This window comes from Streptomyces sp. NPDC059900, from assembly GCF_050270335.1.
Classification (GTDB): domain Bacteria; phylum Actinomycetota; class Actinomycetes; order Streptomycetales; family Streptomycetaceae; genus Streptomyces.
In genome coordinates, this window is record NZ_JBNNJZ010000202.1 from 1 (window position 1) to 13,515 (window position 13,515).

The 13,515-nt window shown below is 71.2% G+C and carries 15 protein-coding genes; 3 read left to right on the forward strand and 12 right to left on the reverse strand.

All coding sequences use genetic code 11. The annotated features are described in order from the left end of the window. The 9 genes from ACQKIP_RS24210 to ACQKIP_RS24250 all read right to left on the reverse strand — a co-directional run. The coding region (locus tag ACQKIP_RS24210; RefSeq protein WP_427744040.1) for an alpha/beta fold hydrolase at positions 1-1,178 on the reverse strand (1,178 nt) is incomplete at its 3' end. A 228-nt stretch (positions 1,179-1,406) separates the two neighbouring features. Then, the gene (locus ACQKIP_RS24215) at positions 1,407-2,345 is read right to left on the reverse strand and encodes a nuclease-related domain-containing protein (RefSeq protein ID WP_427744048.1); all 939 of its coding nucleotides are present in this window, start codon (positions 2,343-2,345) and stop codon (positions 1,407-1,409) included. Between the two features lie 481 nt (positions 2,346-2,826). Next, complete coding sequence (locus ACQKIP_RS24220) at positions 2,827-3,600, reverse strand: urease accessory protein UreD (RefSeq protein ID WP_365860998.1); 774 nt, start codon at positions 3,598-3,600, stop codon at positions 2,827-2,829. Then, complete coding sequence (gene ureG / locus ACQKIP_RS24225) at positions 3,597-4,280, reverse strand: urease accessory protein UreG (protein ID WP_365860996.1); 684 nt, start codon at positions 4,278-4,280, stop codon at positions 3,597-3,599. The genes ACQKIP_RS24220 and ureG overlap by 4 nt, the downstream gene beginning before the upstream one ends. A gap of 93 nt (positions 4,281-4,373) precedes the next feature. Further along, positions 4,374-5,048, reverse strand: a complete 675-nt coding sequence (locus ACQKIP_RS24230) for an urease accessory protein UreF (RefSeq protein WP_365860994.1) — start codon at positions 5,046-5,048, stop codon at positions 4,374-4,376. Between the two features lie 11 nt (positions 5,049-5,059). Further along, complete coding sequence (locus ACQKIP_RS24235; protein ID WP_365860993.1) at positions 5,060-6,781, reverse strand: urease subunit alpha; 1,722 nt, start codon at positions 6,779-6,781, stop codon at positions 5,060-5,062. Beyond that, positions 6,774-7,103, reverse strand: coding sequence for an urease subunit beta (locus tag ACQKIP_RS24240; RefSeq protein ID WP_365860992.1), 330 nt, complete (start codon positions 7,101-7,103; stop codon positions 6,774-6,776). Before ACQKIP_RS24240 ends, ACQKIP_RS24235 begins: the two co-directional genes overlap by 8 nt. A 14-nt stretch (positions 7,104-7,117) precedes the next feature. Beyond that, positions 7,118-7,420: an urease subunit gamma gene (locus tag ACQKIP_RS24245; protein ID WP_365860991.1), complete on the reverse strand. Its 303-nt coding sequence runs from the start codon at positions 7,418-7,420 to the stop codon at positions 7,118-7,120. Between the two features lie 265 nt (positions 7,421-7,685). Next, the gene (locus ACQKIP_RS24250; RefSeq protein WP_365860989.1) at positions 7,686-8,306 is read right to left on the reverse strand and encodes a TetR/AcrR family transcriptional regulator; all 621 of its coding nucleotides are present in this window, start codon (positions 8,304-8,306) and stop codon (positions 7,686-7,688) included. A 138-nt stretch (positions 8,307-8,444) separates the two neighbouring features. On the opposite strand from ACQKIP_RS24250, the gene ACQKIP_RS24255 reads away from it, so the two are divergent. After that, the gene (locus ACQKIP_RS24255; protein ID WP_365860987.1) at positions 8,445-9,455 is read left to right on the forward strand and encodes an ABC transporter permease; all 1,011 of its coding nucleotides are present in this window, start codon (positions 8,445-8,447) and stop codon (positions 9,453-9,455) included. Positions 9,456-9,539: 84 nt separating this feature from the next. Here ACQKIP_RS24255 and ACQKIP_RS24260 read toward each other — a convergent pair whose 3' ends face one another. Both ACQKIP_RS24260 and ACQKIP_RS24265 read right to left on the reverse strand, forming a co-directional pair. Further along, on the reverse strand, positions 9,540-9,827 hold the full coding sequence (locus tag ACQKIP_RS24260) for a type II toxin-antitoxin system Phd/YefM family antitoxin (RefSeq protein ID WP_365860986.1): 288 nt from the start codon (positions 9,825-9,827) through the stop codon (positions 9,540-9,542). A gap of 109 nt (positions 9,828-9,936) precedes the next feature. Then, entirely contained in the window at positions 9,937-10,305 is a 369-nt protein-coding gene (locus ACQKIP_RS24265) for a helix-turn-helix transcriptional regulator (protein ID WP_365860985.1), read from the reverse strand. 133 nt (positions 10,306-10,438) lie between these two features. Between ACQKIP_RS24265 and ACQKIP_RS24270 the strand changes: the two genes are divergently transcribed. Continuing rightward, on the forward strand, positions 10,439-10,924 hold the full coding sequence (locus ACQKIP_RS24270) for an ANTAR domain-containing protein (RefSeq protein ID WP_365860983.1): 486 nt from the start codon (positions 10,439-10,441) through the stop codon (positions 10,922-10,924). 70 nt (positions 10,925-10,994) lie between these two features. Here the strand turns inward: ACQKIP_RS24270 and ACQKIP_RS24275 are convergent, their stop codons facing one another. Continuing rightward, complete coding sequence (locus ACQKIP_RS24275; protein ID WP_365860981.1) at positions 10,995-12,005, reverse strand: Ppx/GppA family phosphatase; 1,011 nt, start codon at positions 12,003-12,005, stop codon at positions 10,995-10,997. Positions 12,006-12,080: 75 nt separating this feature from the next. Here ACQKIP_RS24275 and ACQKIP_RS24280 point away from each other — a divergent pair. Further along, a partial coding sequence (locus tag ACQKIP_RS24280) for an aminotransferase class I/II-fold pyridoxal phosphate-dependent enzyme (RefSeq protein ID WP_427744046.1) occupies positions 12,081-13,515 on the forward strand: 1,435 nt, incomplete at its 3' end.

Below are 13,515 nucleotides of genomic sequence, written 5' to 3' on the forward strand. Positions count from 1 at the left end.
GCCTTGCCGTTCTCCGAGGCGTTGTTGCAAGCGGTGACCGACAGGTCGGGGCTGGCTGCCTCGATCAGCGGCTTGGCGTCACCGGCGACGTACTTGCTGAAGTTCGTCGCGATCCCGACCCAGGCGGAGTCGTAGTACGGGGCGCTCTGGAAGTAGGAGATCAGCTCGGCGGGGCCGACGACTCCGCCCAGGGGCTCCTTCTTCGCTGCGGCGCGCAGCTTGTCCCAGTTCTTGGCGACCTTCGCCGCCGTGTCCCCGAGGTGGAAGGTGGCGTCGTACTTGGCGACCCACTTCATCCAGTCCTTGAGGCGGATCTCGAAGGCGATGTCCTGGTCGAGGTTGGCCTCGTACCAGATCTTCTTCTTCGAGGGGTTGACCACCGAGTCGACGACCATGCGGCGCACGTGCGACGGGAACAGCGTCCCGTAGACCGCGCCGAGGTAGGTGCCGTAGGAGACGCCGAGGAAGTTCAGCTTCTTCTCGCCGAGCGCGGCCCGGATGACGTCCAGGTCACGAGCGGTGTTCGGGGTCGTCATGTGCGGCAGCATGTCGCCGCTGCGCTCGGCACAGCCGGCCGCGTACTCGGCGGCCAGCTTGCGCTGGGCGCGCTTGTCCGCCTCGGAGTCCGGCACCGGGTCGAGCTTGGGGGCCTTGACGAACTCCTGCGGGTCCACGCAGGAGATGGGTGCCGAGTGGCCGACACCGCGCGGGTCGAAGCCCACGAAGTCGTAGGCCTTGGCCGTCTTCTCCCAGAGCTTGGACTTGGTGGCCACGCGGTTGGGGAAGCGGAGCCCGGAACCGCCGGGGCCGCCGGGGTTGTAGACGAGCGCGCCCTGGCGCTCCTTCTTCGTCCCGGTGCTGCCGATGTGGTCGACGGCGAGCTTGATCTTCTTGCCGTTGGGCTTGGCGTAGTCGACCGGGACGGTCACCCAGCCACACGTGACGGCCTTCTCCAGACCCCAGTCGGCGGGGCACGCCTGCCAGTCGATGCCGGCCTTCGCGGCACGCTGCGCGGCGAGCGCGACACCGCGCGCCTCGGAGCTGGTCCGCTGCCGGGCGTCAGCGCTGCCGCTGCCCTGGCGGGCGTCGGCATTGGCGACCGGCGCCATGATCGCGCCCGCTATGAGCGAGCCCGTGATCAGCGTGCCGGCTGCGCCGAATGCTGTGGTGCGTCTCAACTGGTTCCTCCCCCTGTCGATTTACCTGTCGATTTTCGAACAGTAGGAGGATCCTGTCGGTCAACGGGTTCAGTGCGACAGAGTGGACAGGTATTTCTTTACCAATCCGATAACCGGGTCGGGGGAACCGGTGAGCGGTTTGTCCGGGTGGGGTGGCCTGGTCGCGCGGGGAACCAGGTGTCGACCACGGCATGCGTGACTATCTGCGTGACTACGGCTCCCGAGGGCTCAGGCGGACAGCCAAGCGCGCCGGTGTCGTGCCACCGCGTACAGCGCTTCGATCTGGTCGGCATCGAGCACCCCGCTGAGCGGGCCGAGCGCGGATACTTCCCGCTCGCGGTACACGCGGACGGTGAACTGCGTGGCCGCCTTGGTCAGTTTCGTCACGCCGACGAACACGATGACCGGCTGCACTTGGACCGGGATGCCGGCGTACCGCTCCAGCACCGCCTGGACTCGGGCGGCCTCCGCCTTGCTCTTGCGTGCGTACGGCTGCGGCGGGCCGTAACCGACCTTCGCCATCTCGTCGCCGACCCACACGGACTTCCCGAAGTGCCGCTTGGTGTTGATGCTGAACACTCCGCCGGGACCGATCAGGAGATGGTCGATGTCCACGTCCCGGGGCAACGGCACGGAATGCAGCACCCGCCAGCCGGACCGCGAGAGTCGCTGTAACTCGCCGCCGACCCGACGCTCACCGGCGAGCCCCATACGCCACGAATCCCACTCCGACTCACGCCGCAACAACCACAAGAGCACCCGCTGCGCAGGGCCGGGCCCCTTCTCGGCGAGCAGGCGCCTGAGGCCCTCCCCCGGCCGGTTCAAGGCCAGATCGTCCGGCGCCGTCAGCGGAGGCAGCTCCGGAGCGGCTTCCCGCCCTGCCGCACTGCGCGGTTCGCGACCACGCGGCTTGGGGCCACGCGGCTTGGGCCCACGCGGTTCTGGCTTCTCGGCGGCGCTGGATCTCGATGCAGGCGAAGGCCGCGTGAGGAGCGGACGCAACAACCTGAGTGCCTCATGCCGATACGGCTCGACCAGGATCGTGACCTTGCCCGTCCGGCAGTCGGCCCTTGCCACGGCGGAACCGTCAGGGAGATTCACGTAGAGCCGGTCCTGCCCGTGCCGCTTCCACCGAACGACCCTGAGATCACTCACGTTTGCCCCCATACGAGTCCAGACCCCAGACACATGGGAACAGCCGACCGACACCACCACAAGGCTGCCGTTCGGCCGCGGCCGAACTCCTCCGCCACGCCCGTGGGCGGAGGGCGACTCAGTCCTGTGCGTCAGTTCTTCCGGCGACGCCTCTGCGCAAAGGGGCCGCTGTGATCATGGCCCCGATGGGCCTCGTCGTCGGGGTCACGGTCTGCGCCGTTTGCGTTGTCTCCTGGAGTCGAAATGCGTTCTCCCCTGTTGACCTTGGCGAGCTGCGAGGCGAGGGGATCGGGAGGGCCGTCGCTGAAGCGGCCGGATCCGCGCTCGGGCACCTGCTCCGGCTCTGTCCTGTCGTCACGCGACGGTGATGTACCGCTCATGAGCAGCCCCCTCCGACTCCCTGAGATGCACGGGACATCTTTCCCCGGGCGGACGCGGGCAACCGCCCGGTGCAGGGGCTCCGCTGAGCGATTGCGGCCAGGGGGTCAGGGGGTCAGGTGAGCGTGCGCAGGGCCTCGTCCAGGGTGCGGCGGATCCGCAGGGCGTCGGGGGCGATTGCGGTGACCAGTACCGCGGGGCCGGCGAGGGGCGTGAGTGATGCTGCTTCGCCGAGCAGTGCGGGGCCAGGAGGGGACTGTTCGAACTCCGGGCGCACGACGACCAGTTGGCCGATCGCGCGGTTGCCCGCCAGGACCGCCGGGCCGTCCCAGCCGCCGGGGGCGCCGGGGCCGCAGGAGAGTTCCTGGTCCAGGAGGAGGCGGCCGGCGCGGCGGACGGTCAGGCGGCTGGTGAGGCGGCCCGCTTCCTCGCCGGTCCGCCCGAGCACCTGCTCCTCCCGCAGCACGAGGCTCGCGCCCGCGGCGAGCTCGGCGCGCGTGGTGACCCGCAGATCACTGTCGCGTACGGAGATCAACTGCTCCGGCAGCCAGACCAGTTCCGACGCGTCGCCGACCCTGAGCCGCACGTCGTAGCGCGCCGCCTCCTTCGACTGCCCGGGCAGGGCGAGCGTGGCGGCGGCCGAGCCGATGTGCAGCCGGCCCCCCTCCTCCGCGGCGGCCTCGACGGTGAGGTGATCGCCCCCGAGAGGGCCGCTCATCGCTCCGACGAGGGTGACGCGGGCGCCCGCTCCGGCCGACCGGGTGCGGCGCGGCACGATCGGCCCCTCGCCGTCGAGCACGGGCAGGTCGGTGCCGCCCCGCCCGTCGCCCCGCGCGGTGATACGGGCGGTGCCGCGCACCCCGGACGCCACGACGGTGTGCACGGTCATGCGGACGCGGTCCAGGCGGCGTACTGGGCGCGCGCCCAGGCGGCGACGGGCCCGACGCCCACGTCCGACCGCAACGACTGGAAGATCACGGGCAGCTCGGCGCGCTGGGCCTTGGCGTCCGCGGCCATCCCCGCGAGGTCGGAGCCGACGTACGGGGCGAGGTCGGTCTTGTTGACGACGAGCAGATCGGCGGTGGTGACGCCGGGGCCGCCCTTGCGCGGGATGTCGTCGCCGCCCGCGACGTCGATCACGAAGATCTGGGCGTCGACGAGGCCCTTGGAGAAGGTGGCGGTGAGGTTGTCCCCGCCGGACTCGACGAGGATCAGGTCGAGCGGCCCGATCTCGTCCTCCAGGTCCTCCACGGCCTCCAGGTTGGCGGAGATGTCGTCGCGGATCGCGGTGTGCGGGCAGGCTCCGGTCTCCACGGCGGTAATCCGCTCGGGCGGCAGTACGGCCTCGCGCAGCAGGAACTCGGCGTCCTCGCGGGTGTAGATGTCGTTCGTGACGACGGCGAGGGCAAGCTCGTCGCGCAGCTCCTTGCAGAGCGCGGCGACGGTGGCGGTCTTGCCGGAGCCGACGGGCCCGCCGAGGCCGATCCGCAGGGCGCGCCGCCGCCCGTCGGGGCGGTGGGCGTCGGCGCTCACGGCGGTGGATTCATCGTGGGAGTGGTCGAGATGCATGGTGCGACTCCAATGGTTCAGCGGTTCAGTCGGCCCTGCACGGCAGCCTGTACGGCAGGGCGTCGGGGCGGGTGCGGGGAGGAGGAAGCGCCGCTACGACGCGAACAACCGCGCGGGCCACGCGGCATGGGCCTCCGCCCCGATCTCCAGCAGCGGCGCGGACGCCGCGGGCAGCGCGTCGACCCCCTCGGCGACCGCGCACCGCGCCGCGTCCGCGGCGGACCTGGCGACCAGGTCGAGCTCGGGCGCGAGGCGGGCGAGGACGCCCGTCGCGTCGAACGGGTCCAGGCTCAGCAACCGCACGGTCGCCGTCGCGGGCCCGCTGACGCTCTCGTACGCGGAGCAGTACGCGGCGTCCTGCGCCCCCAGGCCCGCGGCCCGGGCAGCGAGCCCGAGCACGACGGGCTGGTGCGCGCCCTTGGGACGGGCGGCGGCCAGCCGGTCCAGGGAGGGATCGGGCCAGGCGGCCCGCGCCGCCCGCATCATCTGCCGCCCGAGCCGCCGCCCGGCGACCCGCAGCGCGGCCGAGGGCGTGCGCGCGTCGGCGGCCTCGTCGAGCTCCAGCGGATCGAGCCCGAGCGCGGCCGCCGCAGCCAGGGATGCCGACACGAGCCCCGTCGTGTGCAGCCGCCCCCGGCAGAAATCCTCCAGGTCGGCTCCGCCGGTGATGCGCCCCGCCTTGACGGCTTCCTCGGCCCCGCCGGAGTGCGCGTGCCCTCCGGCGGGAAACCGGCCGTCGGCCAGGACCAGTAGTGCGGCTTGGGACATGACAGCGCCCGTCAGAACAGGAAGTACCGCTGCGCGAGCGGCAGTTCGGCGGCGGGGGCCGGTTCGACGAGCTCACCGTCGATGGTGACGGCGAAGCTGTCGGGGGCAACCTCCACCCTCGGCAGGGCGTCGTTCTCGCGCATGTCCGCCTTGGTGCGCCCGCGCGTCGAGCGGATCGCGGTGAACTCCTTGGCCAGGCCGAGCCGTTCGGGCAGCCCGTCGTCAAGCGCCGACTGCGTGACGAAGTTGAAGGAGTTGAGGCCCGGAGCGGTGCCGTGCGCACCGAACATGGGGCGCGGCAGGACCGGCTGCGGCGTGGGGATGGAGGCGTTGGCGTCGCCCATCTGCGCGTACGCGATCTGGCCGCCCTTGATGACCAGCTGCGGCTTGACGCCGAAGAACACCGGGTCCCACAGCACCAGGTCGGCGAGCTTGCCGCTCTCGACCGAGCCGATCACGTGGTCGACGCCCTGCGCGACCGCCGCGTTGATCGTGTACTTGGCGACATATCGACGTGCGCGGTGGTTGTCCGCACGGACGTCCCCCGGCAGGAAGCCTCGCCGCCGCTTCATCACGTGGGCCGTCTGCCAGGTGCGCATGACGACCTCGCCGATGCGGCCCATGGCCTGCGAGTCCGACGACATGATCGAGATGGCGCCGATGTCGTGCAGGATGTCCTCGGCCCCGATGGTGGTGGGGCGGATCCGCGACTCGGCGAAGGCGAGGTCCTCGGGGACCGCCGCGTTGAGGTGGTGGCAGACCATCAGCATGTCGAGGTGTTCCTCGATGGTGTTGACGGTGTGCGGCCGGGTCGGGTTGGTGGAGCTGGGCAGCATGTTCGGCAGGGACACCGCCGTGATCATGTCCGGGGCGTGTCCGCCGCCCGCGCCCTCGACGTGGAAGGCGTGCAGCGTGCGGCCCGCGACGGCGTCGAAGGTGTCGCCGACGAAGCCCGCTTCGTTGAGCGTGTCGGTGTGGACGGCGAGCTGGGCTCCGGTGTCCTCGCAGACGTTCAGGCAGGCGTCGATGGTGGCGGGTGTGGCACCCCAGTCCTCGTGGATCTTGAAGCTGACGGCGCCCGCCCGCAGTTGGGCGTGCATGGAATCGGCGGAGACCGTGTTGCCCTTGCCGAGGAAGCCGATGTTGACCGGGCTCGACTCCATGGCCGCGAACATCCGGGCCAGGTGCCACGCGCCGGGGGTGATGGTGGTGGCCTTGCTGCCCTCGGCAGGTCCGGTGCCGCCGCCGATGAGGGTGGTGACCCCGGAGGCGAGCGCCTCGTCGACGATGGTCGGCGAGATGAAGTGGATGTGGGTGTCGATGCCGCCGGCGGTGAGGATCTTGCCGTTGCCCGCGATGACTTCGGTCTCCGGGCCAATGACGAGTTCGGGGTGGACGCCGTCCATGGTGTCCGGGTTGCCGGACTTGCCGATGCCGGTGATGCGGCCGTCACGTATGCCGACGTCGGCCTTGACGATGCCCCAGTGGTCGATGATCACGGCGCCGGTGATGACGGTGTCGGGGGCTCCTTGGGCGCGTGTCGTGCGCGACTGGCCCATCGACTCGCGGATGACCTTGCCGCCGCCGAACACCGACTCGTCGCCGGAGAGTCCGGGCCCGCCGGAGCGGTCCTCCTCGATCTCGACGAGGAGGTCGGTGTCGGCGAGCCGGATCCGGTCGCCCGTGGTGGGGCCGAACAGGTCGGCGTACGCGGCGCGGGACAGCTCAGGCATCGAGGGGACCTCCGGTCTCGCCGCGCAGGCCGGGCACGATGCGCAGACCGGCCAGGGGGACGAGTTCGACGTCGACGGGGATTCCGGGCTCGAAGCGCACCGCGGTGCCGGCGGGGATGTTGAGCCGCTTGCCGTGCGCGGCGGCACGGTCGAAGTCGAGACCGGGGTTGGCCTCGGCGAAGTGGTAGTGGGAGCCGACCTGGACGGGGCGGTCGGCGGCGTTGAGGACGGTGAGGGGGGTGACTTCGCGGCCGGTGTTGTAGGCGACGGGTTCGTCGGCGAAGAGGATCTCGCCGGGCACGACGGGCTGCGCGGGACTCATCTGGCAGGCCCCCGTCAGACGATCGGGTCGTGGACTGTGACGAGCTTCGTGCCGTCCGGGAAGGTGGCCTCGACCTGGACGTCGTGGATCATCTCGGGGATGCCGCTCATGACGTCGTCGCGGGTGAGCACCTTGCGCCCCGACGACATGAGTTCGGCGACGGTACGGCCGTCGCGGGCACCTTCGAGAATGTGGGACGTGATGAGGGCGACCGCCTCGGGGTGGTTGAGCTGGAGCCCCCGCGCCCTTCGCTTCTCGGCCACGTCCGCGGCCACATGGATGAGCAGTCTCTCCTGCTCGTGCGGGGTCAGTTGCACGCGTCCCACCTCACAGTCCTCGCTCCGGACCGTGCGGGGTCCGGCTGCCGCGGCCACCGCGACGGATATAGATGTAACACACAGACAGTACGCTGGATCTTGCGCACCCCGGTTACGAAAACCCCTGGTGGCGTGGCATTGCAGGCTAGTCGGGAGGAGTTTCAACGAGGTTAACCAGCGCTTGACTCCTTCATGACCATCAGCTGGGCTCCCCGATACCTGACGGCCCGCCCGGCCCGTTCCCCTCGGCGGACCTCCCGTCCCGTCAGACGGGCCTGCCCATGCTCATCAACCCGCGCAGTCCGTCCTGCAGCGCCTCGACCGGGACCTCGTCGAACAAGGCGAGCTGGGCGGCGAATCCCTGGGCCGCGGCGACCATCACCCGCGCGACATGGTCGGCCGGGACGTCGGCACGCATCATGCCCGCCGCCTGATACCCCTCGACGATCTTCACCCAGGCCACCCGCACCTTGGCGTACCCCTCGTTCATCACGGCAGCGAGCTCTTTGTTGCGCAGAGTCTCCGCCCACACCTGGACGATCAGACGCGGGAAGTACGAGACCTCCCCGTCCAGGGCGCCGGGCCTGCGGGCGAGCACCTGGGACAGGGCACGGCCGACCAGCTCGTCCGGCGGGGGCGGCGGGGTCTCCTTCGCGGCCGCCTCGAAGGTCGCCTGGATCCATTCGAGGACCTCGCCGACGATCGCCCCGATCAGCTCCTCCTTGCCGCGGAAGTAGCGGTAGACCGCTCCGGCCGAGAGGCCGACCTCCTTGAGCACGTCCTGCATCGAGGTGGCGTGGAAGCCGTTGCGGGCGAAGCAGAGGGCCGCGCCGTCGATGATCTGGCGGCGGCGTGCGTCGAGGTGCTCCTGGGATACGCGGGCCATGCCCCCAAAAGTAGAACGAACATTCATTCTTGACAAGCGGCCGCGCCGGGCGGACAGTGAGGCCATCCCGTAAAACGAACGATCCTTCTCTTTTAATGACCCCGAGATCCCGATCGTCAAGCCCAAGGAGCTCCGCTCATGTCCACGCCGGTCACCACCCCGCCTCCGCAGGGCCGCCGCATGGTGGCGGTGGCCATCCTGGTCTCCGCGCTCGTGGCCCTCGCCCTGTGGGCCTTCGCCTGGCCCGCCACCAGGACCGCCCCCCGCGACCTGCCGCTCGGCGTCGCGGGACCCGCCGCCGCGACGGCTCCCCTCCAGGACCGACTCGAGGAGAAGAAGGGCGCGTTCGAGGTCCATCGGTACGCCGGTGAAGCCGAGGCCCGCGACGCGATCGAGGACCGGACCGTGTACGGCGCGGTCGTCGCCACCCCGCAGGGAATGAAGCTGCTGACCGCGACGGCCGCGAGCCCGGTGGTCGCCCAGCTCCTGGAGCAGGCGGTGGCCGGCCAGGCCCCGGAGGGAGCCCGGGTGACCACCACCGACGTCGTGCCCGCACCGGCGGCCGACCCGCGGGGAGCCGCCCTCGGCGCCAGTGTCCTGCCGCTTGCCATCGCGGGGGTCGCGGCCGGGGCGATCGTGACGCTGCTGGGCCTGCGCGGCATCCGCGCGGTGGCCACGCTCGTCCTGGCCGCCGCTCTGGTCGGCGTGGTCGCCGCCGCCCTGACGCACAGCTGGCTGGGCGTCCTCACGGGCAACTGGTGGGCGGAGGCGGGAGTGCTTGGCCTCTCGACGCTCGCGGTCGGCGCCACCGTCGCCGGGTGCGCCGCGCTGCTCGGCTCCGCGGGTATCGGGGTCGGCGCGCTGGCCATGGTCCTGCTCGGCAACCCCTTCTCCGGCGTGACGTCGGCGCCGCAGCTGCTGCCCGAACCGGTCGGTCTCATCGGCCAGTTGCTGCCGCCCGGCGCCGGGGGCACCCTGCTGCGCTCGGTGTCCTTCTTCGACGGCGCACGCGCCACGGCTCCCCTGGTCACCCTCGCCGTCTGGGGCCTGCTCGGCCTGACGGCGGTGCTGCTCGGCACGCTCCGCCGCCGCCCCGCCCCGGCGATCGACGAGGCGCAGGCCGCAAGGGAAGCGGTGCCGGTCGCCTGACCCGGCGGCGCACACAGACGGCCGTACGCCTCCGCTGTAGCGGACGGGGGCGTACGGCCATGGCCGTACTCAACTGCTCTACGGCTACGACGGGTTGGGGCCCCGGTGCTCGGCGGCGATACCGAAGCGCTGCCGCTCCCCCGCACCCGCCGAGGGGGACGAGGCGGAGCGCAACGACGAGACGGAGCTGACCACCTGCTCCTCGTCCGCGTCCGGTGACTCCTCGAGTCGTTCCAGGTCGGCGGCGGAGACAAGGGCCACGAGTGGCTTGCCGTGCCGGGTGACGACCACCCGCTCGCCGCCGTAGACGACGCGGTTGATCAGCTCGGCGAGCTCTGCACGGGCTTGCGTCACCGGAATCTCGTAGGCCATGCTCCCCAGCTTAACCGCCGCCCCGTACCGCGATCCGGCTCGCGCGGTACGGATACGCCGCAGGTCAGAGGGGAACAACCGGGCCTGCGGCGCCGGGCTCCCCCTCGGGTCACGCGCCGGTTTCCCGGTCGCCCGCGTGCTCCGCTTCCTGCAACCGCCGGGGCTTGTCACCGCGTTCGACGTCGTGCTGGGCCAGGAGCGTGAGCAGTTCCGCCACGGCGAGCCCCGAGTCGGCGGGGTGGCGCAGGATCGTGCCCGATTCGATGCGGTACGTGTTGGAGCGGCCCCGGCGCGTGTGGGAGAGGTACCCGTCCCCCTCCAGATCGGCAACGATCTTCTGCACGGCACGCTCGGTGAGGCGGCAGCGCGCGGCGATGTCCCGGATGCGGGTGGCGGGGTCGTGGGCGATCGCGGCCAGCACACGGGCGTGGTTGGTGAGGAACGTCCAACCGCTGTGTGGTTCAGGTACTGCACCCATCACTCCACGATAGGGCGTTTGATTCACGCATTCAAAAGGACGAACCACGTTTCCGGTATCTCTTGACGGGTGAGCCTCGTCGGCCCGACGCTGAGTGAGGTGATGACGCATGCTTGCCTACGGAGTGGCCGCCATGACAGACCGTGCACTTCCCGCTCAGCTCTCAACGGACGGCGAAGCCGCACCCACCGCATCTCCCCGTTCGCCGGTCGAGGGCCCGCGGCTCCTGCTTCCCGTCGTGTCCGCCACTCCGCGGGACCCGGACAGTTCCGCCACCGCGCAGGGCCCGGACAGTGACGTCGAGCAGGATCCTCACTCCCGGGCCGAGCAGGGTACGGACGACGAACTCGTGCAGCTGCGGCGGGCCATGGAGACGCGGCCCGTCATCGACATGGCGCGCGGAGTCCTGATGGCCTCCTTCGGTCTGAGTGCCGACGATGCCTGGAGCGTCCTGGTCACCGTCTCCCAGAACACCAACACCAAGCTGCACACCGTGGCCGAGGACCTGGTGAGCGCCACCACGGGAGGGGAGATCCCGCGGCCCTTCCGCCGGCAGCTGTCGGCGACGGTCGCCCGCATCCAGGCTCCCTCGCCGGCAACCGGCACCGACGAGGAATGAGCCCGGCATTCACTTGCGCAGCGCCGCGCTTCAGCTCCGCGGCCCGCGCTTCAGCTCCGCAGCCCCCGCTTCAGTTCCGCAGCGCCGCAAGCTGAAGCGACATCGGCTCCAGCACGGGCTGGGGCACCGTCTCCGCGCCGCTGACCTCCGCCCACCACGCCCCGCCGTCCTCCATGTGCCGCAGCAGCACGCCTTCGCGGATGGCCCAGGGGCAGATGGTGACCGTCTTGACTCCCGTCAGCTTCATCGCCGTATGGCCCACGATCGCTCCGGCCAGGCTCTGCACGGCCCGCGGCGCCGACACCCCCGGCAGCCGGGCGCGCTCGGACGCCGGAAGCGCGGCGAGCCGGTCGCGGCAGTCGCGCAGCTCGGACCGGCTCAACTGCCGGGTCATGAAGGGCCCGTGGCGGCCGGGCGCCGCACCCCCGAGCCGCGCCAGCTGCTGGAACGTGCGTGACGTCGCCACGGCGGTGCGCGGCCCCTCCCAGCGGATACGTGCGGCGACGTCCCGCAGTTGGTGACGCACCTTGCGCCGCAGCTCCTTGACGCTCTGCTCGCTCGGCGGATCCTCTCCGTCGAAGAACTCCCGGGTCAGCCGGCGCGCGCCGAGGGGCAGCGAGGCCACGTAGTCCGGCAGCCGCCCGCGCCCGAAGGCCACTTCGAGCGTGCCGCCGCCTATGTCGAACAGCGCGAGAGGGCCGGCCCGCCAGCCCATCCATCTGCGGGCCCCGAGGAAGGTGAGTTCGGCCTCCACCTCGCCGGGCAGCGTGCACAGCCGTACGCCGGTCTCCTCGCCGACCGCCCGCAGCACGTCGAGGCGGTTGGGCGCGCTGCGTACGACCGTCGTCGCGAAGGCAAGGGGCTCGGCCGAGCCCCACCGCCGTGCGGTCGCGGCGGCCGCGGAGACAGCGGACACGAGCTGCCCCACGGACTCTTCGGGGATCATCCCGCTCTCCCCGACCTGCTCGGAGAGTCTCACCTTCCACTTGGCGGTGTGGACCGGCAAGGGCACACCGCCCTCTGCGTCCACAACAACCAGCCGGACCGCGTTGGCACCCACATCCATCACACTCATTCGCATGTGACTCTGAGTACCCATCAGGCCACGCAGAAGTCAATCTGATTGACCTTCGCAGGGCACGGGAACTCGTGATCCATGACCGTCGACCACTCCCGGGCCCCCGTACTCGAAGCCCTGGTGGACCACCGCAGGAAGGGCCGCATCGCCTTCACCCCGCCGGGCCACAAGCAGGCCAGGGGCGCCGATCCACTGGTGCGGCAGGTGCTGGGCGACGCCGTCTTCCACGGGGACCTCCTCGCCTCGGGGAGTCTGGACGACCGGCGCTCCAGCGGGCGGGTCATCGAACGGGCCGAGCGGATGATGGCCGACGCCGTGCACGCCTCGCACACCTTCTTCTCGACCTGCGGCAGCTCCCTCTCGGTCAAGGCGGCGATACTGTCGGCGGCCGGACCGCACGACAAGCTGCTCATCGGGCGTGACGCCCACAAGTCGGTCGTCTCGGCCCTGATCCTCTCCGGGATCCGGCCGGTCTGGGTCGACCCCTCCTGGGACGCCGAACGGCATCTGGCGCACCCGCCCTCGACCGAGGCGTTCGCGGAGGCGTTCGCCGCGCATCCCGACGCGAGGGGCGCCCTGGTCACCAGCCCCACTCCGTACGGGAGTTGCGCCGACCTGCGGGGCATCGCCGAGGTCTGCCACCGCCGGTCCCTGCCGCTGATCGTGGACGAGGCACGGGGCGCGCACCTGCCGTTCCATCCCGAACTGCCGTCCTGGGCGATGGACGCGGGCGCCGACGTCTGTGTGACGAGCATCCACAAGACGGGCAGCGGCCTGGAGCAGGGTGCCGTCCTCCATCTCCAGGGCGATCTGATCGATCCGACCGTGCTGAAGTCCCGCGCGGACCTCTTCGGCACCACGAGCCCTTCCGTCCTCATCTACGCCGGACTCGACGGCTGGCGACGCCAGATGGCGATGCGGGGCAAGGAACTGCTGGGCGGCGCCCTGGCGCTGGCCGCCGGTGTCCGGGCGGCGATCGAGGGAATCGACGGGCTGCACGTGAACGACCGCGCCGATTTCTGCGGTCCGGCCGCCGACTTCGATCCGCTGCCGGTCGTCATCGACGTGAGCGCACTGGGCACTTCGGGCTACCGGGCGGCGGACTGGCTGCGCGAGCACCGCTCGATCGAGGTGCATCTGTCCGACCACCGGCGCATCAGCACCCAGCTCACCCACGCCGACGACCGCGTGACGACAGACCAGCTCCTGGCCGCGCTGCGGGCCCTGGCCGAGACCGCTGCCGCACTGCGCCCGGTACCGGAGGTGGACGTCCCCTCCCCCGCCGCGCTGCGCCTCGCCCAGGTCGAGCTGCCCCGCGACGCCTACTTCGCGACGACCGCGGATGTTCCGCTGGCCGAGGCCGCAGGGCGTGTCGCGGCGGAGATGCTGACGCCGTACCCGCCCGGCATCCCCGCGGTGCTGCCCGGTGAACGCCTCACCGAGCCGGTTCTGCGCTACCTGCGCACCGGAAAGGAGGCCGGGATGCATCTGCCGGACGCGGCGGACCCCGGCC

Coding starts and splice junctions, on each gene's coding strand:
- ACQKIP_RS24215 (WP_427744048.1), bottom strand. CDS start 2,345: ATGGGGGCAAACGTGAGTGATCTCAGGGTCGTTCGGTGGAAGCGGCAC.
- ACQKIP_RS24220 (WP_365860998.1), bottom strand. CDS start 3,600: ATGACCGTGCACACCGTCGTGGCGTCCGGGGTGCGCGGCACCGCCCGT.
- ureG (WP_365860996.1), bottom strand. CDS start 4,280: ATGCATCTCGACCACTCCCACGATGAATCCACCGCCGTGAGCGCCGAC.
- ACQKIP_RS24230 (WP_365860994.1), bottom strand. CDS start 5,048: ATGTCCCAAGCCGCACTACTGGTCCTGGCCGACGGCCGGTTTCCCGCC.
- ACQKIP_RS24235 (WP_365860993.1), bottom strand. CDS start 6,781: ATGCCTGAGCTGTCCCGCGCCGCGTACGCCGACCTGTTCGGCCCCACC.
- ACQKIP_RS24240 (WP_365860992.1), bottom strand. CDS start 7,103: ATGAGTCCCGCGCAGCCCGTCGTGCCCGGCGAGATCCTCTTCGCCGAC.
- ACQKIP_RS24250 (WP_365860989.1), bottom strand. CDS start 8,306: ATGGCCCGCGTATCCCAGGAGCACCTCGACGCACGCCGCCGCCAGATC.
- ACQKIP_RS24255 (WP_365860987.1), top strand. CDS start 8,445: ATGTCCACGCCGGTCACCACCCCGCCTCCGCAGGGCCGCCGCATGGTG.
- ACQKIP_RS24260 (WP_365860986.1), bottom strand. CDS start 9,827: ATGGCCTACGAGATTCCGGTGACGCAAGCCCGTGCAGAGCTCGCCGAG.
- ACQKIP_RS24265 (WP_365860985.1), bottom strand. CDS start 10,305: ATGGGTGCAGTACCTGAACCACACAGCGGTTGGACGTTCCTCACCAAC.
- ACQKIP_RS24270 (WP_365860983.1), top strand. CDS start 10,439: ATGACAGACCGTGCACTTCCCGCTCAGCTCTCAACGGACGGCGAAGCC.
- ACQKIP_RS24275 (WP_365860981.1), bottom strand. CDS start 12,005: ATGCGAATGAGTGTGATGGATGTGGGTGCCAACGCGGTCCGGCTGGTT.